This is a genomic window from Streptomyces sp. ALB3 (genome assembly GCF_044385685.1).
In the GTDB taxonomy this organism is placed as follows: Bacteria; Actinomycetota; Actinomycetes; order Streptomycetales; family Streptomycetaceae; genus Streptomyces.
In genome coordinates, this window is sequence record NZ_JBISCE010000034.1 from 87,290 (window position 1) to 111,035 (window position 23,746).

16 protein-coding genes are annotated in these 23,746 nt (G+C 71.3%); 5 read left to right on the forward strand and 11 right to left on the reverse strand.

Features of this window, described 5'->3' with window-relative positions:
• The first annotated feature begins 139 nt into the window (after positions 1 to 139).
• Positions 140 to 1,159, forward strand: a complete 1,020-nt coding sequence (locus ACHFIV_RS21370) for a lytic polysaccharide monooxygenase auxiliary activity family 9 protein (protein WP_398971360.1) — start codon at positions 140 to 142, stop codon at positions 1,157 to 1,159.
• A gap of 45 nt (positions 1,160 to 1,204) precedes the next feature.
• On the opposite strand, the gene ACHFIV_RS21375 is transcribed toward ACHFIV_RS21370, so the two are convergent.
• From ACHFIV_RS21375 to ACHFIV_RS21385, 3 genes are all read right to left on the reverse strand, one after another.
• Positions 1,205 to 2,089 carry an esterase/lipase family protein gene (locus ACHFIV_RS21375; protein WP_398971363.1) on the reverse strand — a complete coding sequence of 295 codons (885 nt, stop codon included), beginning with the start codon at positions 2,087 to 2,089 and terminating at the stop codon, positions 1,205 to 1,207.
• 160 nt (positions 2,090 to 2,249) lie between these two features.
• Positions 2,250 to 3,248, reverse strand: a complete 999-nt coding sequence (locus tag ACHFIV_RS21380) for a DNA polymerase Y family protein (protein ID WP_398971365.1) — start codon at positions 3,246 to 3,248, stop codon at positions 2,250 to 2,252.
• A complete protein-coding gene (locus tag ACHFIV_RS21385) occupies positions 3,245 to 6,703 on the reverse strand; it encodes a DNA polymerase III subunit alpha (RefSeq protein WP_398971534.1) in 3,459 nt (1,152 codons plus the stop codon). Before ACHFIV_RS21385 ends, ACHFIV_RS21380 begins: the two co-directional genes overlap by 4 nt.
• A gap of 158 nt (positions 6,704 to 6,861) precedes the next feature.
• Between ACHFIV_RS21385 and ACHFIV_RS21390 the strand changes: the two genes are divergently transcribed.
• A complete protein-coding gene (locus ACHFIV_RS21390) occupies positions 6,862 to 7,926 on the forward strand; it encodes a DUF3533 domain-containing protein (protein WP_398971367.1) in 1,065 nt (354 codons plus the stop codon).
• Between the two features lie 9 nt (positions 7,927 to 7,935).
• Here ACHFIV_RS21390 and ACHFIV_RS21395 read toward each other — a convergent pair whose 3' ends face one another.
• Entirely contained in the window at positions 7,936 to 9,111 is a 1,176-nt protein-coding gene (locus ACHFIV_RS21395) for a macrolide family glycosyltransferase (protein ID WP_398971369.1), read from the reverse strand.
• A 395-nt stretch (positions 9,112 to 9,506) separates the two neighbouring features.
• Between ACHFIV_RS21395 and ACHFIV_RS21400 the strand changes: the two genes are divergently transcribed.
• Positions 9,507 to 10,004: a phospholipase gene (locus ACHFIV_RS21400; protein ID WP_398971372.1), complete on the forward strand. Its 498-nt coding sequence runs from the start codon at positions 9,507 to 9,509 to the stop codon at positions 10,002 to 10,004.
• Positions 10,005 to 10,456: 452 nt separating this feature from the next.
• Here ACHFIV_RS21400 and ACHFIV_RS21405 read toward each other — a convergent pair whose 3' ends face one another.
• On the reverse strand, positions 10,457 to 11,542 hold the full coding sequence (locus ACHFIV_RS21405) for a S1 family peptidase (RefSeq protein WP_398971374.1): 1,086 nt from the start codon (positions 11,540 to 11,542) through the stop codon (positions 10,457 to 10,459).
• Between the two features lie 436 nt (positions 11,543 to 11,978).
• Here ACHFIV_RS21405 and ACHFIV_RS21410 point away from each other — a divergent pair, with 436 nt between their 5' ends.
• On the forward strand, positions 11,979 to 12,863 hold the full coding sequence (locus ACHFIV_RS21410) for an alpha/beta fold hydrolase (RefSeq protein ID WP_398971377.1): 885 nt from the start codon (positions 11,979 to 11,981) through the stop codon (positions 12,861 to 12,863).
• 47 nt (positions 12,864 to 12,910) lie between these two features.
• On the opposite strand, the gene fxsT is transcribed toward ACHFIV_RS21410, so the two are convergent.
• The 4 genes from fxsT to fxsA form a co-directional block, all read right to left on the reverse strand.
• Complete coding sequence (fxsT, locus tag ACHFIV_RS21415) at positions 12,911 to 16,843, reverse strand: FxSxx-COOH system tetratricopeptide repeat protein (protein WP_398971380.1); 3,933 nt, start codon at positions 16,841 to 16,843, stop codon at positions 12,911 to 12,913.
• The gene (gene fsxC / locus ACHFIV_RS21420; protein WP_398971382.1) at positions 16,840 to 18,141 is read right to left on the reverse strand and encodes an FxsC protein; all 1,302 of its coding nucleotides are present in this window, start codon (positions 18,139 to 18,141) and stop codon (positions 16,840 to 16,842) included. The genes fxsT and fsxC overlap by 4 nt, the downstream gene beginning before the upstream one ends.
• 161 nt (positions 18,142 to 18,302) lie before the next feature.
• Entirely contained in the window at positions 18,303 to 20,579 is a 2,277-nt protein-coding gene (gene fxsBH / locus ACHFIV_RS21425; protein WP_398971386.1) for a radical SAM/SPASM protein FxsBH, inactivated beta-hydroxylase extension form, read from the reverse strand.
• Positions 20,580 to 20,689: 110 nt separating this feature from the next.
• On the reverse strand, positions 20,690 to 20,854 hold the full coding sequence (gene fxsA, locus ACHFIV_RS21430) for an FxSxx-COOH cyclophane-containing RiPP peptide (protein ID WP_398971389.1): 165 nt from the start codon (positions 20,852 to 20,854) through the stop codon (positions 20,690 to 20,692).
• 212 nt (positions 20,855 to 21,066) lie between these two features.
• On the opposite strand from fxsA, the gene ACHFIV_RS21435 reads away from it, so the two are divergent.
• Complete coding sequence (locus ACHFIV_RS21435; RefSeq protein WP_398971392.1) at positions 21,067 to 21,996, forward strand: DUF4231 domain-containing protein; 930 nt, start codon at positions 21,067 to 21,069, stop codon at positions 21,994 to 21,996.
• 36 nt (positions 21,997 to 22,032) lie between these two features.
• Here the strand turns inward: ACHFIV_RS21435 and ACHFIV_RS21440 are convergent, their stop codons facing one another.
• Both ACHFIV_RS21440 and ACHFIV_RS21445 read right to left on the reverse strand, forming a co-directional pair.
• Positions 22,033 to 22,512 (reverse strand): hypothetical protein, encoded by a 480-nt coding sequence (locus tag ACHFIV_RS21440; RefSeq protein WP_398971395.1) that lies wholly within the window; start codon positions 22,510 to 22,512, stop codon positions 22,033 to 22,035.
• Between the two features lie 188 nt (positions 22,513 to 22,700).
• Positions 22,701 to 23,603 (reverse strand): S1 family peptidase, encoded by a 903-nt coding sequence (locus ACHFIV_RS21445; protein WP_398971398.1) that lies wholly within the window; start codon positions 23,601 to 23,603, stop codon positions 22,701 to 22,703.
• Between the last annotated feature and the right edge of the window lie 143 nt (positions 23,604 to 23,746).

Consider the following 23,746-nt stretch of genomic DNA (forward strand, 5'->3'; position numbering starts at 1 on the left):
AGCCCTCGGCGGAGGCTAGCTTGCTGATCACCGGGGCGGGGTCCGTCCCGTCGGCGCCGTCCCGCACGGGGGGCCGCGCCGCCGTACGGGCCCTGTGCCGCGTCCCTCAAGACGTGTCCGCCGAAGGAGAACCACCACCATGGCCGTCATCACCACCGCCCGTCGCAGGCTCGCCGCAGGCATCGTCGCGCTCGGCGGCGTACCGCTGGCGCTGACCGGACCGGCCGCCGCTCCGGCCGCCGCCCACGGTTCGCTGAGCGATCCGGTCAGCCGGGTCTCGGCCTGCTTCGCCGAGGGGCCGGAGAGCCCGCGGTCGGCGGCCTGCCGGGCGGCTGTGGCGGCGGGCGGTACCCAGGCGCTGTACGACTGGAACGGCGTGAACATCGCCGCCGCGGCGGGAAAGCACCGTGAGCTGATCCCGGACGGCAAGCTGTGCAGCGCGGGCAACGACAAGTTCAAGGGGCTCGACCTGCCGCGCGCCGACTGGCCCTCGACGCCCATGAAGGCGGGCAGCCACACCTTCCGGTTCCGCGCCACCGCTCCGCACAAGGGGTCGTTCGAGCTGTACCTGACCAAGGCGGGCTACGACCCGACGCAGCCGCTCACGTGGTCGGACCTCGAGGAGAAGCCGTTCGCCACCGCCACCGACCCGGCGCTGGAGAACGGGTCGTACGTCTTCGACGCCACCGTGCCGCAGGCGTCGGGACGTCAGCTGATCTACACGGTCTGGCAGCGGTCGGACTCCCCCGAGGCCTTCTACGCCTGCTCCGACGTGGTCTTCGGTGGTGAGAGCGCCGCAGGCGGCTCCGCCGGGGCCGCTCCGGCGCCGGTCGCGTCCGCACCCTCCGAGGAGGACATCGACGAGGGCGCCGGCAAGTCGTCCGTCGAGCACGACGGCCACGGCGACGACGACGCGGCGACCTCCGCGGAGGTGACGGAGGCGGCGCCTGCCGAGGACACCGCGGCGAACGCCCCCGAGCCGAACAACGTCGCCGCCTCACCGGCGGACCCGGCTCCCGCGGGGGAGGCACTCGCCGAGACCGGCGGCAGCGGCAGCACCCCGTACCTCGCGATCGGCGGAGCCGCCGCGCTGGCCGTGGGCGCGAGCGCCCTGTTCGTCTCGGTCCGCCGCCGGGCGGGCGGCGCGCACCGCGCCTGACCCGGTGACTGCCGGGCCCCGGATCGCGGGGCCCGGCAGTGCGGTTCAGGTGATGACCGAGGCGCAGGTGGTCGGGGTGGCGTGCGCCGGGTCGAGGGCGTTCGCCACCTCGTGGAAGGCGATCCTGTCGATGGTCCCGATCGCGACGTGCTCGGACAGGTCGACCGGGCACAGGTCCTGGAGCAGGACGTTGCGCACGTTCGGGCCGTTCAGGTACTGCGTGCGGTACGGGGTCACGACCTCGTCGTACCGGGTGGCTATGACGGTGTAGCGGACCCCTGGCACGGTGTCGCCACCCGCGTTGAGCTTCGTGAGGAAGGCGGAGCCGGCGACCTGGTCGGCCAGGCCCGGTGTCTTCAGGGTGAGGAGGTCCTCGACTCCGGGGAAGTACGGCAGCAGCCGGGTGAGGCCGAGGAGCGTGGTGCCGTGGTTGTCGGGGGCGATCCCGACGAGGGCGTTGACCTTGCCGGCGCCGCCGAGGAACTTCAGGTAGTGGTGGGGCATCATGCCGCCCTGGGAATGGCCGACGAGGTCGGCCTCCGGGGCACCGGTGGCGCCGAGCACCTTGTCGACGAACACGTCGAGCTGTCCGGCCGACTTGTCGATCGGGCCGAGGCCGTTGAAGAACGGCACACCCGGGAGCTGTCCGTAGTCGAGCGAGAAGACGCAGTAGCCCCGGTTGACGAGGTACGGCGCGAGGACCAGCCAGTTGTCGACCGAGTTCCCGAAGGTTCCGTGGACGAGGACGACCGGCCTGGGGTGGGCTGCGGAGGGCTTGCAGGAGTAGTCGTTCCAGCCACGGGACGGAGCGGCGGCCTCCGCCGCGGTCGCGGTCGCCGTGGGGGCGAGGAGTGCGGCGACGGTGAGGAGCAGTGCGGCGAGGGTGCGGCGCGCGCGTGGGGTGCGCCGGGGACGGGTCCAGGGCAGCATCGGGTGATCTCCTTGCGGCTCAAGGGAGTTGCGATGTCGGTGCGCCCTGCGGTCCGGACCACAGCGAATGACTCTTTTTCAACGTGCTCATGCCAAATTACGCATGGGTAAGGTAGCGGGGGAAGTTACGCGTCGGTAAAAAGATTCCGGTGTCCCGGGGTCAGGCCGCGAGCCGCCCCGGCTTCACCGCCTGCGGGCCGAATCTGGCCCGCAGCCTGTCGGACACCGCCTCGATCCGCCGCGCCCGCTCGTCGACCGGGTCGAAGGTGAGCTGGTGGGCAGCGCGCTCCGCGTCCTGGAGCCCTTCGGCCCGCAGCCCGATCCCCCGGACCCGCGCCCGCTGGAGAGCGAACGAGTCCTGGATCCGGTAGGCGAGCGAGGTGAGGTCCGCGGAGTGCGCGGTGGGCTCCTGGAGCGTACGGCTGCGGGTCAGCGTCGCGTAACCGGTCCGGTCGGCGTAGCGCACGGAGACCGCGAGGGAGCGGCACACCTGCCCGTCGGAGCGCAGTCTGGCACCCAGTTCCTCGGTGAGCGACAGGAGCGCGCGGCGGTGCTGCTCCGGGTCCAGTTCGTCGCGGGGGAAGGAGCGTTCGGCGGCGATCGACCGGGCGGCGGCATTGGGCACGACCCGCGTACGGTCGATGCCGTTGGCCCGCTCCCACAGCTCGCGCCCGGTCCGCACGCCGGTGATGCGCTGCAGGGTGGCGAGCGGTGCGGCGGCTATCCGGCCGACGGAGTCGAGCCCGTACCCGCACAGGGTGCGCGCGGTCGCCGCCCCGACACCGTCCAGCGCGGCGGCGGGCATGGACGCGAGGAAGTCCGCGTGCTCACCCGGGGGCACCACGAAGGTCGTCCCGGCCGTCGCCTGCCGGGCGGCCATCCTGGCCAGCATGGGGTTGGAGGCCGCGCCGATCGCGCAGTCCACGCCGTGCAGGGCGAGGGCCCGCACCCGGATCACGGAGGCCAGGCCCGTCGCGTCCTGGCCGAAGTAGCGCAGGGCGCCGCCCACATCGGCGAGCGCGGCACCGGGCGGGGCCGCCTCGACGACCGGGGTGAACGCCCCGAGGAGGGCGAGCAGCCCCTCGTACTCCGCACCGTCCGGCAGTCCGCCGCCGATCCGGCGGAACCGCAGGCACAGGACGGCCGGCCGGTCGTTCATCCCGCGCTCCCCTGGCTCTGGTGCCACAGCTTCCGTCCGGTGGGCGTCCCTTCACCGGCCGGCTGGAGATCGGACCAGGGGTTCATCTCGTAGCCGGTCGGCAGCTGGATGCGACGGCCGCCGTCGGAGGGCTCCTCCCCCGGGACCCCGTCGGCGGGCACTTCCGCCAGCCGTGCCGCGACCGCGTCGAGGCCGCCGGTGCGCCGGAGTTCGGCCAGCTCCGCCAGATTCCAGGCCGCCGAGGCGACCACGCTCATGCTGCGCGCGCCGCGCCGCTGCACCACTCCGCGCACCAGCAGCAGCCAGGAGTGGAAGACGGTGTGTGCGCAGGCGGCGTGGCTGTCGTCGAAGAAGGCGAGGTCGACCAGGCCCGTCCCGTCGTCCAGGGTGGTGAAGATGACCCGGCGCCCGGAGCGGACCGGCGGGGTCTGGGTGGCCGCCTTGGCGCCCGCGACCAGCACGGTCTCCCCGTGCCCGGCCTCCCGCAGACGCTTGGCGGAGACCGCGCCCAGCTCCTCCAGGAAGGCGTGGTGGTCGTCCATCAGGTGGCGGGACACGTCCATGCTGAGGACGCCGAGCTCGGCGCTGAGACGTTCGGCCTCGTTGAGGTCGGGCAGCCCGACGGTACCGGTCCGGTCTCCGCCGCCGAGCGGGAGCTGCGCGCCCGCCGCACCGGAGCCCCGCTGGGCGCGGTGGAGTTCGGACAGGTGCAGCAGCAGATCCCGCCGGTTGGCGCCGAAGGCGTCCAGCGCGCCGACCTGGGCCAGCCGTTCGGCGGCCGGTTTCCCTGGCCTGGCCCGCTGCCAGAAGTCCAGCAGCGAGGTGTAGGGCTGCCCGGCCTCGATCCGGGCGACCTCGGCCTCACTGATGCCGTGGACGTCCGAGAGCGCCAGCCGCAATCCCCATTTATCACCGTTGTCGCCAGACACCAGTTCGATCCGATGGGCGGCCGCCGACCGGTTCACGTCCAGTGGCAGCACCGGCACCCCGCGCCGCCGCGCGTCCGCGAGCAGCAGCCGCTTCGGGTACATCCCGGGGTCGTGCGTGAGCAGCCCGGCGTAGAAGGCGGCCGGGTGGTGCGCCTTGAGCCAGGCCGACTGGTAGGTCGGCACGGCGAAGGCGACGGCGTGCGCCTTGCAGAAGCCGTAACTTCCGAACGCCTCGATGATCTCCCAGGCGCGGGCGATCACCTCGGCGCCGTACTTCCTGCGTGCCGCCCGCTGCGCGAACCACACCCTGATCCTGGCCTGCGACTCGGGGTCGGAGAGCCCTCGCCGCACCCGGTCGGCCTCGCCTCGTCCGCAGCCGGTCATGATGTTCACCATCTCGATGATCTGCTCGTGGAAGACGACCACCCCGTACGTGTCGCGCAGCGCCTCCTCCAGGTCGGGGTGCGGATAGCGCACGGGTGCGCGGCCGTGCCTGGCCTCGATGAACGGGCGCACCATGTCGGCGGCCACCGGGCCCGGCCGGAACAGCGAGATGTCGACCACCAGGTCGTGGAAGGTGGCGGGCTGGAGCCGGCCGACCAGGTCGCGCTGGCCCGGCGACTCGATCTGGAAGCAGCCCAGCGTCTCGGCGCTCCTGATCAGCCGGTACGTCTCGGGATCGCCCTGCTCCACGTCGTCCAGGTCGATCTTCCGGCCCGAGGCCCGCTTCACCTCGGTCACCGCGTGCGCCATCGCCGACTGCATCCGCACGCCGAGCACATCGAGCTTGAGCAGCCCGAGGTGCTCCACGTCGTCCTTGTCGAACTGCGCCATCGGGAAGCCCTCACCGCTGGTGGGCATGACCGGAGTGCGCCGCAGCAGCGAGTCGTCCGAGAGGAGCACCCCGCACGGGTGCATGGCGATGCCGCGCGGCAGCGCGTCCAGCGACTCCACCAGGTCCCACAGCCGGCCGTACTTCTCCTTCTGTCCGGCCACGGCACGCAGTTCGGGCAGTTCCTCCATCGCGGCGCGGGCGTCCCTGGCCCGGACGTGCGGGAAGGCCTTGGCGAGCCGGTCGGTCTCGGCCGGGTCCATGGAGAGCGCGGCACCGACATCGCGGATGGCGTGGCGGACCCGGTAGGTCTCGGGCATGGAGACGGTAGCGACCCGCTCCGCGCCGAAGCGCCCGATGATCGAGCGGTAGACGTCCAGGCGGCGGGCCGACTCGACGTCGATGTCGATGTCGGGCAGTACGAAGCGCCGCTTGGACAGGAAGCGCTCCATGAGCAGCCCGTGCTCGACCGGGTCGGCGTGGGCGATCCCGAGCAGGTGGTTGACCAGGGAACCGGCCCCGGAGCCGCGCGCCGCGACCCGGATGCCCATCCCCTTCACGTCGTCCACGACCTGGGCGACCGTCAGGAAGTAGGACGCGAAACCGTGGTGGGCGATGATGTCCAGCTCGTGGTGCATCCGCTCCCAGTAGTCACGCCTGCGGTCGTAGCCGCGCCGGACCATGCCCGCGGCGGCACGGGAGGCCAGCACCCGCTGGGCGGTGCGCCGCCCGGCTCCGACGAGATGCGGCTCGGGGAAGTGGACACTGCCCAGCCCCAGGTCGTCCGCCGGGTCGACGAGACAGGCGTCGGCGGTGTGCCGGGTCTCCGCGAGCAGCCGCCGCCCCGCCTCCGGCCCGAGCCCTGCGGCTGCGGTGATCCGCTCGGCGGTCTCCTCCATCGCGCGGGCGTCCTTGAGCCAGCGCTCCCCGCTGTCGAGGGGGGAACGCCGGGGGTCCACGGGGACGAGCCGGCGTGCCGAGTCGAGTACGTCGGCGACGGGCCCCTGCCCGGGGTCGGCGTACCGGACGGCGTTGGTCAGCACGGCCCGCACCCCCTGCTCGGCGGCGAAGCCGACGGTACGGGCGGCGAGCCGCAGCGACCCCGGGCCGGTGCCCTCGCGTCCGTGGTGGACGGCTTCGAGCCGCAGGTCGTCGCCGAAGACCTCCCGCCAGGGGGCGAGCAGCGCGGCGGCCCGGTCGGGCCGGCCCGCGGCCAGTGCGGCGCCCACGTCGGAGGCGGGTCCGAGCAGCACGGTCAGTCCTTCGGCGGGCAGCACGTCCCGGCCGACCAGGGGCTGTCCGGCCTCCGGGCCCCCGGCACCGGGCATGTGGGCGGCGGTGACCAGCCGGCACAGTCCGGCCCAGCCCAGGGCGCCGTCCCGGGCGAGGAAGGTGACCCGGGGTGCGGATTCATCGACGAAGGCGCCCCCGCGGACCGGCGTGCGAGGTCTGCGCGTACGCCCTCCCGCGCCGGCCTGCGGAGCCACCGCGAGCTCCGCGCCGAAGAGCGGCCGGATCCCGGCTTTCTCGCAGGCCCTGGCGAAGCGGACCGTGCCCGCGAGGCTGTCGCGGTCGGTCAGCGCGAGGGCGTCCATCCCCCGCTCGGCTGCACGCTCGGCCAGCCGCTCCGGGTGCGACGCCCCGTACCGCAGCGAGAACCCGGAAACGGTATGCAGATGCGTGAACCCGGGCATCCGCACCTCCTGGACCGATCCGTACTCACCACCACCCCCCTCGCTCTCCACCATAGACCAAGTTTCGAACGTTCGTACGATAACCGAGGGCGTGGCCACTCTCCGCCATTCGGCCGCCCCCACCTGCGCGCACAGGGCCCCGCACGGACGGTGGGGGCATGACTTTCGCTGACGAGGTGAAGAACGCCGTCACCGCACGGGCCGCACTGCTGGTCATCGGCGTCCTGGCGCTGCAGCTGCTGTTCATCGCCTCCTACGTCGGCGCGCTGCACAGGCCCGACCCGACGGACGTCCCCTTCGGGGTCGTCGCCCCGCAGCAGGTCTCCGGACAGCTCGTCGCCCAGCTCGACGGCCTGCCGGGCGGTCCGCTCGACCCGCGCGCGGTACCGGACCAGGCCGAGGCCCGCCGGCAGATCCAGAACCGCGACATCGACGGCGCCCTGATCGTCAGCCCCACCGGTGCGACCGACACCGTGCTCGTCGCCTCCGGCGGCGGCACCGTGCTGGCCACCTCCCTGACCAGGATCATCGAGCGGGCGGAGGGACCCAGGCAGCGCACGGTACGGACCGTGGACGTGGCCCCCGCCTCGCCGGACGACTTCGACGGCCTCTCGTCGTTCTACCTGGTCGTGGGCTGGTGCGTCGGCGGCTACCTCTGCGCCTCGATCCTGGCGATCAGTGCGGGGACCAAGCCCGCGAACCGCCAGCGCGCGGTGATCCGTACGGGGGTCATGGCGCTGTACTCGATCGCGGGCGGGATCGGTGGCGCGGTCATCATCGGGCCGGTGCTCGGAGCGCTCCCGGGCAGCGTGTGGGCCCTGGCCGGCCTGGGCGCCCTGGTCGTCTTCGCGGTCGGCATGATCACGCTCGCCCTGGAGGCGCTCACCGGCATCATCGGCATCGGCCTGGCCGTCCTGCTCATCGTGATCGCGGGCAATCCGAGCGCGGGCGGCGCCTTCCCGCTGCCGATGCTGCCGGACTTCTGGCGGGCGATCGGCCCCGCCCTGCCACCCGGCGCGGGCACCTGGGTGGCCCGCTCGATCGCGTACTTCGGCGGCAACGCGGTCACCGGCCCCCTACTGGTGCTCTCCGCCTGGGCGGTCGTCGGCACCGCTCTCACCCTGCTGCTGTCGATGCGCCGCCGGGGCACGCAGGAGACCCGGCAGGAGGCTGCCCCCGGGGACCCGGAGGCCTCCCCCGGGAGCAGCTCCAGCCTCGCCTGAGACCGGGGATCAGCCCAGCATCTCCTCGACGAGGGCGGCGGCCCGGGCCGTACCGCCCTCGGCCCGGACCTCGGCGCGGAGCCGCGCCGAGCGGCGGGCGACCCCGGCGTCGGCCACGAGTCCCGTGAGGGCGGTGCGCAGGGCCACGGCGGTGGCGTCCGCCGTGTCGAGGCGACGGGCCACACCCAGCTCGACCAGCCGGTCCGCGTTCATGAACTGCTCCGCCCCCTGCGGGACGGCGATCATGGGAACGCCGCAGTACAGCCCTTCACTGCTGCCACCCATCCCCGCGTGCGTGACGAACGCGTCGGCCTGTTCCAGGATCGCCAACTGGGGCACCCAGGAGTGCACCTCCACGTTCCCGGGGATGTCGCCGAGTTCGCCCGGGTCCGTGTGCTTCCCGATCTGGAGCACGACGTGCCAGCCCGCCAGGTCACCGTAGGCCTCCAGGCACCGGCGGTAGAACTCCGGCTGCTTGGTGTACGCGGAGCCGAGGGAGATCAGCAGTACGTTCCCGGCGTCGGCGGGCCGGGTCCAGGTGTCCCGGTCGGCACGCGAGCCGAAGCAGGGACCGACGAACGTCACCACGCCGGAGTCGACCCGGTCCGCGTGCGGCTGCATGGCCCTCGGGATCATCGCCAGAGCCCTCCCGGGCCGGCCGGAGAAGGTGTCGACGTCCGTGGTGGTCGCCCCGGACACGGTGAGCCACCGCGCGAACTTCGCGCGGTACTCCTCGGCGCCCGGCAGCTCCCAAAGCGCCGCCGCCACGCCCTCGTCGTAGCCGTCCCAGGCCACGAAGGTCGGGGAGAGCTGAAGGACGGGCCGGCCCTGCGACTCGGCGAGGGCGCGCGCCGCGTAGGCGCCGATGTCGTACAGGTAGAGATCCGCCCTGTCCCGGCCGTACGCGGCTCGGAGCTGCGGCAGGGCCTGGACGGCGTCGTCGAGGAAGAGGTCCATCGCGGCGATCGGGTCGTCCGGCCAGGCGTTGTCGGCGACCGGCAGGACCGAACCGTACGGGACGAATTCGGCGCCGGTCGCGGTGATCGGCCCGGCCACCGCCGGGTCGTTGGCATAGGTCACCCGATGACCACGCGCGACCAGCTCACGCACGATCTCGAGGCTGGGCAGGACGTGGCTGACGGCGGGAATGCCGATCATCGCGATATGGGCACGGCGACGGGACATACGGAATCACTCGTTTCAGGTCTACGGCGAGACGGACACACCGGACCGGTGCGCCGCCGCCCGGGCAACTGACTGCCGGGGAGCGCGCACGGGTCGCGGGACGGAAGCGGGGGCGCGGCCCCGTCCGTGTCAGCCGTAGATCTGGTGGAGGTGCATGCCAGAACCCTAGCCCGGCCCCGCCCTGGATCACCAGACCCGGGCCCGCCCACGCTACGCGCGGAGACCCCGGGCGGCACGGCGTCGCCGACCGCCGCCCGAGCAGCGGCCGAACTCTTGGCGACCGATTGGCGAAGACACTAGTCATGGCAGGTACATGACGTCATTCTGGAGCGGCCCCGCGCGACCCGCGAGGAGCACAGCCGTCCCAACCCCCCTTCACTCACCGGAGGTTGCTCATGCGTCGCCGATTCACCGTCCCGCTCGCCGCAGTAGCCGTGTCGCTCCCGCTCGCCCTGATACCCGCGACATCCGCCTCGGCCGCCCCGGCGGACAAGCCGCAGGTCCTCAGCTCCTGGACCCAGACGAGCGCCTCCAGCTACAACGCGTGGAACGCCGCCCGCAACAACCAGGGAGCCTGGGCGGCATACGGCTTCAACTGGTCGACGGACTACTGCAGCACCTCTCCCGACAACCCGTTCGGCTTCCCCTTCCAGACCGCCTGCGCCCGGCATGACTTCGGCTACCGCAACTACAAGGCGGCCGGCACGTTCTCCGCGAACAAGTCCCGGATCGACTCCGCGTTCTACTCGGACCTCAAACGCGTGTGTGCCGCCTACTCCGGCGCCAAACTGACCTCGTGCAACAGCACGGCGTGGACCTACTACCACGCCGTGGACATCTTCGGCGTGGCCCCGGCCGGGGCGAAGCCCGACAGACTGGCCCAGGCGGCCTGACCGTCTCCCGGACCGGCCGGCGCCCTCTGACGCCAGGGACTCCCCGGGGAGGGTACCGGCCGAGCTCGCCGCGTCAGCCGAGTCGCAGTCGCCATCCCGTCGCAGACCGTCGTGGTGTACCCGTCGTGGACCGCGCGGCCCCAGCGGTCCGCGCGGGCGTCGACGATCAGGAGGCCCCAGCCCGATGCTGAGTCCCCGGCAGTGGATGACGCGGCCGGCAGGAGGCGTCCGGGCGGGTGTCCTCACCTCGATCCGCACGGCGAGGAAGACGCGTCCCCTTCCCGACGGCTCGGGTCTTCATGGTTCTGACGGCCGGACCGGCTCTGTTGTCGACGGCCGGCCACCTGGGACTCCGGGGACCTGTACGGCGCTCGGGTCGGCGCTCGTGCCGCTCGCACGGGGCTGGGCACTCCCGTGGGAACGGGCTCGCCCGCGTGCGGATCGATCGCAGGTCAGCCGATCTCGGCGCCGTACGCCGCCAGTGCCTCGGGCACCGGCTGGAAGAACGTCTCGCCGCCCGAGGAGCAGTCGCCGCTGCCGCCCGAGGTCAGGCCGATCGCGGTGTCGCCCGAGAACAGCGAGCCGCCGCTGTCGCCCGGCTCCGCGCAGACCGTGGTCTGGATGAGGCCGTTGACGATGTCGCCGTTCCCGTAGTTGACCGTGGCGTCCAGCGCGGTGACCTCACCGTCGTGGACCTGGGTGGTGGAGCCGCTGCGGGTCACCGACATGCCGACGGTCGCTTCGCCCGCCTTGGTGATCGCCTGGGTGGAGCCGTTGTAGAGGTCCACCTCGCTGGGGTGTTCCACGTCGGCCGTGTACTTGACCAGGCCGTAGTCGTTGTCGGGGAAGCTGGAGCCCTCGTTGGCGCCGATCTCCGCGCCGCCCTGCGAGTCGGACCAGCTGGTGATGCCCTCGGTGCAGTGGCCGGCGGTCAGGAAGTACGGTTCGCCGTCCTTGACCACGTTGAAGCCGAGCGAGCAGCGTCCCGTGCCGCCCCAGATGGCGTCGCCGCCCGCGATGAGGGGCTTGAACTCCCCGGCGGTCTTCTTCAGTTCGGCCTTGGAGCCGAGACCGTCGACCACCTTGCTGAGCTTGTCCCAGGCCGCGCCGTCGACCGTGCGGTCGGCGGTGACGACCACCTTGTTGCTGACCGGGTCGACGGCCCAGGAGGTGCCGGGAACGGTGGCCTTGTCGGCGAGGGTCTGCCGGGCGTCCGTCAGCTCGGCGAGCGTGTTCTGTACGAGTCTGGCCTTGCCGCCCGACTGACGCACCTGCTCGGCGGCCGCGTCGTCGAGGACGTTCACGACGAGGTTCTTCGTCGCGGCGTCGTAGTACGCGCCCGCCGTGTCGGCGCCCAGGGTCCTGTCCAGGGTGGTGGCGAGATTTCCGGCCGCGTGCGCGCTGAGGGTACGCGGGGTGAACTGGGGCACGTCGTCACTGGCGTTCGCGGTCTGGAACGTGACTCCTGCCGCGACCAGGCCGAGGACGGCCGATCCGGCCAGGGCCACACGCTTCCTGGATATGCGTCGGTGCTTCAACTTCGACCTCCTGTGGGGCCGCGCTCGGACAAGTGGGGTGTCCGGAACACGGAGGATGGGGCGCCCACTATTCCGATGCGGCCGATAGCACACAAGGTCGACTTCCGGACGCACACACGACAGCGACCGTTCACCCCCGGCGTGTTCACAAGCCGGACGTCACACCACGTCGGTTCCGATTGCGAACACCCGGTGCAACGGTCCGGCGGCAGCGGGTGAGGACTAGTCCTGTCCTGTAGTGGTCCTCGGAGTCCGGATGCCGTGGAGGGCACTCCTGAAGCCGAACACCTCCGAATGCTCCCGAACGTCGCGAACACCACCGGCTCATCCCGACAGGGAGTGCCGGTATCGCTTCCCATGGGTCATCATCGAACAGGCGGTACACGCCGGGCACTTGGTGTCCGGGCCGAGCGGGGTGACCGAGCGGAGGGGCGGCGTGCGGAGTCGGGTGCGCGTGGCGGACGGACGGCATCTGATGATCGAGCGGCAGGGGGACCCCCGAGGCAGACCGGTGTTCCTCCTGCACGGCATGCCGGGCAGCCGGCTGGGTCCCGCTCCGCGCGGGATGGTCCTCTACCAGCGGAACATGCAGCTGATCACCTACGACCGTCCGGGATACGGCGGCTCCGACCGGCTTCCGGGCAGGCGGGTGAGGGACGTCGCCGAGGACGTGCGGGCGATAGCCGACTCCCTCGGCCTGGAGCGCTTCGCCGTGGTCGGCCGCTCGGGCGGTGCCCCGCACGCCCTGGCCTGTGCCGCGCTCATGCCCGAGCGGGTCACCCGTAGCGCCGCTCTGGTCAGCCTGGCTCCCTGGGACGCCGAAGGGCTCGACTGGTTCGACGGGATGGCCGCGTCGAACGTGCTCGCCTACTCGCGGGCGGCGGCGGACCCGGACGGGCTGGCGGAGTCCTTCATCAGCCGCTCGGAGGAGATCCGGCAGAACCCGGTCCGGCTCCTGGACGACCTGCGCCGGGAGCTGACCGACTCCGACCGCACCGTCGTCAACGACGCCGGCATCCGCACCATGCTGCTCGCCAACTACCGTGAGGGGCTGCGGACTTCGGCGTACGGCTGGATCGACGACGCGATCGCCTTCTGCAGCCCGTGGGGATTCGACCCCGCCGGCATCACGTGCCCGGTGATGCTGTGGCACGGCGTCAAGGACGTGTTCTCCCCCGTGGGGCACTCCCGCTGGCTGGCCGCGCAGATCCCCGGCGCCACCACCGTGCTCGAACCGGCGGCGGCGCACTTCGACGCCCTCTCCGTGCTGCCCGACGTGCTCAACTGGCTGCTGGACGAACGGGAGGCGGTGGTCTGCTGATCACCGAGGACGTTCAGGGCTCCGGGAACCCGGAGCCCTGAACACGGTTACACCGACATCGGCTCCAGCTCCCGCCGGAACCTGCGCTCGTCCCTCGCTATCCGGGTCAGCGGGTGATCGTCGCCGAGCTGCCGCGCCAGCTCGTCGCCCGTCTCCGCCCGCAGCCGCAGCGCCTCCTCCGTGCGTCCCATCGCGTCGAGGGTGACCGCGATGTTCGAGGTCATGGCCAGGGTCTCCGGGTGGTGAGCCCCGAGGACCTCCCTGAGCTGACCGGCCACCGTGCGCTCCGTCCGGAGCACGATCTCGAACCCGCCCCTGTCCGCCGTGGCGTTGGCCAGGTTCATCACGGAGAACAGCGTGTTCGGGTGCTCCCGGCCGAACACCTCGCGCATCGAGGCGACCACCCGTGTCAGCAGCTTCTCCGCCTCCTGGGGCGCGCCCGCCCCCGAGAGGTAGACGCCGAGGTTGTTCTGCGCGGCCAGGGTGTACGGGTGCTGCTCGCCCGGCACCTTCATGTACTGGTCCACGACCTCCTGCGCGGCGTCCCTCGCCTCGGCGGCCTCCCCCGCCGCGAACAGGTCCGCCGCCATGTTGAGGTCACAGGCGAGCGACTCGGGGTTCGCCGAGGTGTACTTCGCCCGGTACCTGGCCCGGGTGGCCACCGTCAGCCTGCGCGCGTCCTCCAGCTGCCCCGCCCTGCGCAGCGAGACCGCCAGGCTCTTGGCGGCGCTGAGCGTGGTCGGGTAGGTCCGGCCGAGAGTCGCCTTGAAACTGTCGTACGTGCGGCTGAGCAGTCCGACCGAGTCCTCGTACCGTCCGACCTCACGCAGGTCACGTGCCAGACACATCGCGGAGGACAGGCTGTAGGGGTGCTCGGGCCCCAGGACCTCGGAGCGCAGGTCGTAGACGTCCTGGTCGATCTCCCTGGCGCGCGCGTACTGTCCGACGCTCCGCAGGTTCAGCGCCAGGTTGTTGGCCGCGGCCAGCGTGCGGGGGTGCCTGTCGTGGAAGATCTGGCTGAACCCCTCGTGCGCCGCGGTCGCCAGCTCGATCGCCTTGCCGTAGTCACCGAGCAGCCCCAGGTCGATGGCCAGGCTGCTCGTGGTCATGTACGTGTGCGGATGCTCCGGCCCGAGCACCTCCCGCTGCCGGGAGAGGGTCACCTCGTCGAGCTCCTTGGCCTCCACGTAACGGCCCCGGGTGCGCAGGATGTTGGAGATGTGGAAGCAGAGGTAGAGGTACTGGAGGTCCTGGTTGCCCAGCATCTCCCGCCAGGTGTCGCGGAGTTCCTCCCCGAGGCGGCCTGCCGTCCGGACGTCGCCCCGCTTCCACAGGTAGCGCACCCGGTCGATCAGCAGCCTGCGGGTCTCCGGTTCCCTGCAGTTGCGCGCGTCCGACGGGCCGAGGTGCGGCCAGATGGTGGCGAAGCGCGGCCAGGTCTCCGGATTGTCGATCGGCTCGTCGTCGTCGGGCCGGGCGCCCGCCAGGATGCGGTGGACGACGTGCCGGGCCTCGCGCTGCTCCTCCTCGTCGAGCTGGGCCCTGATCACCGCCTGCACCAGACGGTGGACCTGGATGGAGTTCGACACCTGGTCGACCTTGGCGAGGGCGAAGCGGCCGATCTCCCGGATGACCCGGCCCAGCACCAGCTTCTCCTGGAGCGAGGCGTCGTACGGCTTCAGTGCCTCGATCATCTCCTTGCTGTAGAGCAGGTTGGCCGAGATCGGTTCGGGCGCGAAGAACGCACAGAGCTGGAGCAGCCGCACCGCTGCGGGTGACCGCTCCTTGAGGCGCTCGATGGAGATGTTCCAGGTGGCCGCGACGGGTTGCGGGTAACCCGCCGGCTGGTTCAGCGCGAGGACCTGGGGCGCCTGGCGGGCCAGTTGCTCCAGATAGGCGTCGATGGGAGTGGCGGTCTCCGCGATCCAGGCCGCGGCCTGTTCGACTGCCAGGGGCAGATCCCCGACGGCCGTGGCGACCTGGTCGGCGTCCTCGTCGCTGAGCCCCGGCGCACGGCGCTTCAGATGCTCGATCGACTCCTCCCGGAGGAACACGTCGACGGGCAGCGCGTCACCGTGCTGGGACCATGTCTGGTTCCTGGACGTGACGAGGATGTGGCCCGAGCCGCCCTGCGGGAAGTAGCGGCTGAGGCGTTCGGGATCGTCGGCGTTGTCGAACACCAGCAGCCAGCGTTCCGAGGGCACGCCCCGCCGCAGCAGGTCCACGGCTTCCTGGGAGGCCGCTGCCATGTCGTCGCCGCCCTGGGCGCCGAGCCGCACGGCGAGTTCGGCGAGGCTGGCGACGACGTCGTCGATCTGTTCGGACGATATCCACCACACCAGGTCGTAGTCGGCCATGAAGCGGTGCACGTACTCCAGGGCCACCTGGGTCTTGCCGACACCGCCGAGGCCGTAGAGGGTCTGCGGCTGCGGCAGCACGACGGCCATGCCGCCGCCGAGCTGGTCACGCATCCGCTCCAGGACGAGGGAGCGACCGGTGAAGCCCGGGTTGCGCGGCGGCGCGTTCCAGATCCGGGGCACGGTGCCGGGGAAGCGGGGACCGGGCGACATCCCGTCGCCGAGGAGCACCGGCCGGTCCAGGGCGCGCATCAGCGCGGTCGTGGCGTGCACCTCGTCCAGCCGGAACAGGTCGACCGGGTTGCGGTCGATGTACGGCGCGGACAGCCGGACGTCACTGACCCGGAGCGGCAGCAGCTGACGCCGGCCCCCACCGGGGTCGTCGGACACGGCCCGCTCCCACAGGTCCACGGCGCGCTGGGATTTCAGGTAGGCGCTGGAGAGGAGGACGACCGTGCGGGCCGCGGTCTCGGCCGCGTGCGCGGCGTCCCCCGGGCCGGGGTCGGCGGAGACGTCGCGCGGGACCACGCGGAAACCCGCCCGGGTCAGGACCGACTCGACCCAGTCCGCCCACATGCGGTTCTCCGCCACATAGCTGAGGAAGAGATCAGCGGGCAGCGCGGGCCTGCGCCGGGTGAACGCGTCGCGGATGCGCAGCCGCACCTCCTCGCCCACCGACGGCATCGAGGTGACGTCCTGCTGCGTGACGACCGCGGTGAGGCGTTCGAAGGCGGACAGGAGCGAGTTGCTCAGCCCGGCCTCGTCGCCGAAGGTCGCGAGGGTCTCCTCGTACGCGTAGTAGGGGCGGTAGGGGATCTCCACCGCGCCCCAGTAGGCGGTGAGTTCGTCACCCGAGAGATCACGGGGCAGCCGGTCGAACTTGAGCCGGGCCAGGGCCCGGCCGGCGTCGGCCTTCTCCTTCTCGCCCTCGTCGATCCGCATCGGTACGGGGAAGATGGAGATGGGCCGGCCGGTGTAGCGCTCGGAGATCTGCCGGGCGACCGAGGCCGCGCCGTCGATGGACTGGTCGCTGAGGGTGAAGCAGTCGACGAGCACGTCCGGAAGGTGGACGGTGCAGATGTCGGCGATGTCGCTGAGACCCGTGCGGCTGTCGATGAGGACGTAGTCGTAGTTGGCCTTCATGTCGTCCCGCAGGGCGTCGAAGAAGTGGCCGCCGCCGAGCCGGTCGTAGAAGTTGTCCCAGTCGAAGGTGGAGACGGTGGCGGAGTACTCGCGGTTCTGCCGGCCGGCCGAGACGAAGTCCAGGGTGCCGCCCCGGGGGAACTCCCAGCCGAGGGCCTCGGGGGTGAGCGAGACCGCGTGCGGCTGGATGCGGGCGTAGTCGCGGTGCCAGTCGTCGGCCCGCTGCGCGGGGTTGGTCGCGGCCCAGGCGTATTCGGTGATCAGGTCGATCACACCGGTGGTGGCCCCGAGCGTCGAGGGGTCGAGGAAGGGGTGGAAGAACCGGTGGAGCCCGGGGGCTTCCAGGTCCCAGTCGACGGCCAGCACCCGTTTGCCGTTGGCGGCGAGAATCCAGGCGGTGTTGGCCAGGGCCATGGTGCGTCCCGTACCGCCCTTGTACGAGTAGAAAGTGACGATGCGCCCGTCACGACCGGCTGTCATACGTCCTCCGCATCCGTCGCAGGGTCGTGCATGTCGGGTATGAACTGGGTGTTGCCCATGGGTCCCATGAGTCGGGTCCGTTCACTGTGGCGTCCACCGGCCGGTGGGTAGACCGTGGCGTGCCTGAGGTACTGCTGGGCAGCCACCTCGACCACTTGGGGAAGGATCTGGCCGAACGCTTCCATACTGGGAACCCCTTTGGCCGCGACACGGCAGAAGGCCCGCCCCTGCCGCATCTTGACCGGCATCGTCTGTTCGAGCTTCTCGGTCAGTTCGGCCTCGGCCGCCCTGCTCTGGTGGTCCTCCCTGCACCAGGGGACGACCATCGTCACCCAGGGCCGGTTCTCCCTGTCGAAGGCTGCGAGCCGCCGTCTCAGATCCTCGTCCTGCAGGGCCCAGCGGTCGACGAGGAGGATCTCGGGGGTGCTGGGCGGCTGCTTGCCCTCGCGTTGCCCGATCTCCTCGTCGAACGACGTGACGACGGCCTGGTAGTTGAGGGAGCGCACGAGCTCTTCGGCGACGTAGGCCAGCGGTCTGGCCGCGGCCGGATGGTAGGGGTTCCACTCCTGGGGATTGTCGCCGTAGTACTCCGGGTTGCGGCCTTCCGGCAGGTCGTGCCGGGTGGGTGCGGCGATGGTGATCCGCATGGGCCTCGGGGCGCCCGCCCCGCTGCCCGGCGCGCCGAAGGCGCTGGGGGCGAGCCGGAAGTCGAGGGGTCTGCCCGAGCCCAGCTGGACGGTGTCGGCGACGTGGACGATGCGTTTGGCCAGGTGGTAGACGGCTTGCTCGTAGTCCTGGGCGAACAGCGTGAGTTTGATCAGCCCGTAGAGCCCGTCGCTGACGTAGCGGTCTCCGAAATCCCGGTGGTTGAACTGTAACCGCTCGGCCGGACCCGGTAGTTGGCTGGGCGGGACCGGCACCCACAGCGCGGGCACGATCGCCTCGGCGGGCTGGTTCGACCGCGCCCGGTGGTGGATGGCGCGCTGTTCGAAGGCGTACCACTCCTTGCCGCACATCTCGCTGGCGAAGTAGCGCGGCGAGAACAGCGGGACGAAGACCCGGCAGTTCGCGAGCACACTGCCCAGCCGCTCGGACCAGCCCTCGCCGGAGCGTATCTCCCGGTCCATGAAACCGGCCTGCGCACCGGCGGGCAGGTTGGTCATGGCCATCACGTGACCGCAGAGATCCTGGAAAAGCCGTTCGACCCACATGTCCGGGTCCGATCCACCGCCGTACCCCGGTGTATGCGCGTAGCTGAGAAAGAAGTACGGCCGATGGTCCGCTCGCTGTTGCGTCATGCGTGCACACGACCCCCGTCCTGTGTGAGCACCCGCATCCCAGGACTGTGGAGAGGGTGCGAGCGAATTCATCATTCCGGAGCGGACCCTGCTCCACCCCCATGGCGTTCGGTCGATCTACGCCGCTTTTCAGTCATCCATACCCAGGACATACCCAGGATTCATCGAACGGGTTCGTGCACCGCGGCATTCATGACGGTGTTCGCCCCACTTGTCCCACGTACCCCTCTCACCTCTTCCCGGAGCGACCTCAGCAACCGCATTCCTCCGACAGTCGGCTCGGCCGCCGCTTCCATCATGTCGAGTGCCTCGGGTACGCCGTCCATGAATCCTGGAACAAGGAAGGAAAGTCCCACACGTTCGTAGGTGCCTGCCAGCAGCAGGGAAAAAGGAACCCTCGCATTCCGTTCCCAGGGCAGTGCATACTCCCAGGCCCCGTCCAGCGCGTAAAGATCCGTGACGTCCAGAAGGGCCCGCAGCCTGGCGCGTCGGACACCGCGCAGCAGATCGACGGCGAGCTCCTGGGTGTCCCCCGTCATCACGAGTCCGACGGTCCCGTAGCCGTGCGGCCGCCGCGCGTGGGAGCCGGTGACGAGGGGAGTCAGCGTGGTCAGGGCCTCCGCGGCGTCAGCCGCCTGCCGGGGCGCGGCCCTCTCCAGCAGATCCCACGCCCTGCCGACGGACGCGGCCCAGGCCTCCGCGTCCGCCCGGCCCAGGCGGGGCGCGGCCGGAGCCTCGAAGCAGTCGCGGTAGGGGTCGAGGTCATCGAGCGCGAACCCGTGCGCGCCCCCCACCGAGAAGTGCCGCACCGGCTGCCAGTCCGGGCTGTCCGCCCCCCTGGGGACGACACGCTCACGACCGCCCTCGCACCGGACCGAGAACCCCCCGTCGACGGCTCGCACCAGGGCCCGCCCCGCCTCGCCGGGCCCCGCGACGCGCAGCTCGCCGAGCGTGGGGAGGAGGATCCTGCCGTCCCGGTAGTCCGCCGGCACCTCGGGGCCGGCACCGGACAGCACCGCGGCGGCCGCCAGGTACGAGGGCAGCCGCAGGGCAAGCCCCACGGCGTCGGGCCGGCCGGCGTGCAGCCCTTCCAGGACGTCCAGCAGCCAGGTACGCGTGTACGGGTGCGCCAGCACGCGGTCCAGCCCGGCGGCGCCGTCGGCGGAGGACTCCAGGTCGCCCGCGATTCCCCACGCCTCGTCCCACCGGGCGCCGCCGCGCCCGTCCAGCGCGTCGTGGAGGCCGGCCAGCAGGGTGCGGGTGAGGTCATGCTGCTCGGCGGCCAGTTCGCGGTGACCGGCCAGGGCCGGGGGCGCCGTGGCCGCGCTCGTGCGTGCCTCGATCCCCCGGACCAGCGCCTCCAGGTCGGCACAGTAGACGGAGGGGTTGTCGAACGCGTTGGCCGAGCGGTACCGGTGTGTGTAGAGCCCGCCGCCGCAGGACCGCACGACGGGGCAGCGGCGGCACGTCTCACTGACGCCTGCCAGTCCGAGCTGCCGCGCCCGGACGCCGGGATGGGCGGCGACGTCGTCGAAGGAATGCGAGAACACGTCGAACCCGGTGGCCGCCGCACCCTCGTAGGCACTCTTCAGGGAGTCGACCTGCTCCAGTTGGCCGTCCGTCTCGACGACCACCAGATCCGTGGGGGCGAGCCCGAGGGACTCGGTGAGGCTGGGGCCGCCGCTCAGCGTGGAGAGCACCGAGGAGAACAGGCGCACCGGCACGGGGGCGCCCTGCGTCCGCCAGCGGTCGAAGACCGCGAGGAGCCACTCGGCGTAGGCGGTGGGCGAGCCGTCCGGACGGGGCGGCGGCTCGTCCCAGGTGGCGTGCGGCAGGAGGAAGTCGATGAGAGGGGGGTCGAGCGCGACCAGGGCGTCGAGCACCGCATGCGGGTCGTTCTCGATGTCGACGGTGCACAGGAGCCCGAGGTCGAGATGGCGGTAGCGGTCCTGCCGGAGCAGTTCGACCGCCTTCAGCACGAGGGGGTGACTGCTGCGCCCGTCGGCGAAGCGGCGGTGCCGGTCGTTGGCCGCACGGTCGCCGTCCAGGGAGATACCCACCTTGACGCCGAACTCGTCGAAGAGGTCCAGGTACCGGGGGCTGAGCTGCAGGCCGTTGGTGTGGATCCGGAGGTCGAGGCCGGCGACACCCGACAGGGCGGAACCGAACTCCTCACAGACGCGCCGCAGGCGGCCGGGCCCCGCGAGCAGAGGCTCCCCTCCGTGCAGGATCACTGACACGGAGGGCAGTGCGTGTGTCTTTGCGTGTTCAGCCAGGCGCTGAGCCGTTCTGGCGATGACGTGATCAGAAATAGTCTTGGGCCGGGTTCTCCAGCTCTGATCCGCATGTTCATAGACATAGCAATGATCGCAGGCGAGGTCGCACCTGCTGTGCACCTTCAGAACAATTTCGCGGAACGGGACCGCGGGGCCTGTCATTCCACCACTCTAGTCCAGCCGCGTCCTGGATCCGGCCGATGGCGACAGGAGCCGAACGGCCGTGCGGGTGATGCATTTAAGGCGTCGGAGCGACGGCTTACCCGCTGTCCTTACAGCGAGGAGTTGAATGTGGAGATCTGCGTCGGGCGGCCGCCTGCCGTCGCGAGCACCCGGCCCATCTTCCTGGCTGCTGCACTGCCGGATACCTCGATCTTCGCAAGCGGCACACGACGCTTCGCGACAGCGAAGTTCGGGATGGATTCGTTGGTCTTCACGGCCGTCCTTGATGGGCTCGTTCCGGACACGGAAACAGCACCGGCACCTGCACCATTGCAGTGTCCGGCGGCACGACTTTACTCTCATGGACCCGGTGTGCAACTCGACTCCTACCACCGTGACCCGAGGGATTTGCAGGACTGCTCCAAATGGCTGGAACCCCATTCTTCCGAGGCCCCCGGTGGCCACTACACCGAATACGGGAGTGATCATGACGGCGATTCCAGGACCGCTGCAGAGCATGGTCTTCAGGAGCGCTGATCTGCCCGCACTCTTCCACCACACGGACGCCGTCGCCGTCGCACGCCAGCGTGAGGCGGTCAACACCACCCGCGGGCAGCTGGCCCTGCTCGTCGTGGGTACCGTGCCCGCCGCCCTGCCCTGGCACGCCGAGGTCGGGCCGGGCCTCCAACTCCTTGATGGTATCGCGGTGTTGGCCTACCTGGGTGTCCTGATCACGACCTACCTCGGCTCCCGGCGGAAAGCAAAGTCGCATTGGCAACTCAACCGATCCGCCGCGGAGTTCATCAAGTCCAACTGCTGGCGGTACGCGGTCCACGGCTCCCCCTTCGACTCATCGGTCCAGCATCCCGAGGCGGTGTTCGTCAGCCGGCTCGAGGAAGGGCTCCAGGAACTGCGGAAGGTCGGCTGGGACGACCCGAGGGAGGAGATGGCGGACTCGGGTGGCGGTCTCATCACCGCGTCCATGCGGGAGCTGCGGGACAAGGCGTTCACCGTGCGCAAGGAGACGTACGTCCGGGACAGGCTGATCGAGCAGCGGCGCTGGTACCGCAGGCGCAGGCTGGTGTCGCGGCGCGGCGCGCTCGTCTGGTCGAGCACCATCGCCGTGCTGACGCTTCCGGCACTGGTGCTCGCGGTGCTGCAGACCTTCGGCGGCGCCGGTTCGTTCGCGCTGACGGGGACGTTCTCCGCCGCCGCCGCGGCCTGCCTCGCCTGGAACGAGACGCGCCGCCACCACCCCCTGGTGACCGCCCACTCCCTGGTGGAGGAGGACCTGGAGAACATGCAGGCGGCGATGGAGACCACCCTCACCGAGCGGCAGTGGGCGGCCGCCGTCTTCGAGACCGAGCGGATCGTCTCCCCCGAGCACACGGACTGGCTGGTCAGGCACCGGATGTGAGTGCGGTCGGGGCTCGGCTGCGAGCCGCCCGCGGGCTCAGCCGCGCTCCACTCCGTCGCGCCAGATGACGGTGACCGGCCGCCCGAGCCTGCGGGCGTACGTCACGATGTCACCGGTGCCCCCGAGACCTCGTGCGGGCCGGCCGTCCCAGACCGCGAGCAGCCGGTCGCAGTGGTCGGCGATGTAGGCGCCCGCCGCGTAGTAGGCCTCGTCGGTGGAATGCGGGAAGTCCATCCTGACCTCACGGGCGGCCCGGGCCTTGAGTGTCCGGTAGCGACGGAGCTCCACCTCGTCGGTGAAGCCGGACTCGTAGTCCCCGCTGGGGATGACCACGGTCAGCTCCGCGCCGTGGGCGAGGGCGAGGTCGGCGAAGAGCTGGTCCGCGCCGACCGCCAGGCTGGAGAGCGCCTCCAGGGATCCTTCGTGCCCGCACAGCGCCGCCCGCAGCCCCTCCAGCACGTGCGCGTGGACCTCCTGGGGGATGGAGCGGTGACCGGTCACTCCGATGCGTTTCACGGACCTGGTACCCCCTGGTGTCTGCCGGGGGCTCCCGGAGGGCACCCCTCCGGACGGGCACGGCGTCCGCCCCCCGTCGGTGCCCCTGCGTCCGGCCGTCGCGACATCCTCTCAAGAGCCGCGGGCCTGACGGGAGCCCCCGCCGGGAATCGGCGGGGGCTCACGGGAGCGCGACGGTGCCCGACGGGTCAGAACACGCTGACGCCGTACGCGCTCAGCGCTTCGGTCACCGGCTGGAAGAAGGTCGTACCGCCGAATGTGCAGTTGCCGCTGCCGCCCGAGGTGAGACCGATCGCCCGGGTGCCCGAGTAGAGGGGGCCGCCGGAGTCGCCGGGCTCCGCGCACACATTGGTGCGGATCATGCCGCTCACGATGTCGCCGCCGCCGTAGTTGACGGTGGCGTCGAGGCCGGTGACGGTACCGCTGTGGGTTCCTGTGGTGGAGCCCCGGCGCGTGACGGACATGCCGACCGTGGCGCCGGCCGCGCTGGTGATGTCCTGACTTCCGACGGTGCCGGACTTGGTGACCGAGGTGTTGGTGTAGCGGACGATGCCGTAGTCGTCGACCGGGAAGCTGGATCCCGTGGTGGTGCCCAGCACGATGGTGCGGGCCGGGTCGGACCACCAGGTGCCGGCACCGTCGGTGCAGTGACCGGCCGTCAGGAAGTAGTAGGTGCTGCCGCTGCGGACGTTGAAGCCGAGGGAACACCGCCAGCTCGTGGCGTGGACCGCGTCACCGCCCGAGATCAGCTTGCTGAATTTTCCGGGAGTGCGTTCGATACGCAGCGCCCCCGCGTCGGCGCCGGCGGAGTCCTCGATCCTGTCGATCTCCGCCTGCGAGACGGTGCTGTCCACGGTGACGAGGAGCCGTCCGGTCGCCGGGTCGACGTTCCAGGCCGTGCCGGCGACGTCGGCTTCCAGTACGGCTTCTCCTGCCGCGGCGAGCTGACCCGCGGTGTACGTCCCGGCCTGGTCGGCGACGGCCGGGGGCACGATGAGCGCGGCGACGGCGACGAGGCCCGCGGACACGGCCGCGACGCGGTCGCGTCTCGCCGTGCTGCCGGTGCGGGGGTCGGTGTGCTTGATCCTCACTTCATTCCTCCCGAGGGGAGTCGGGGGCCCGCCTGTGGGGTGGCCGGACCCGTGAGGCGCGGTCATGGGGCGCGGCCGTATCCCGAGAAGTGTTCGAATTCCGGATACGGCGTTCCGCTGACGGACGCTGTTCGGGAGTATCG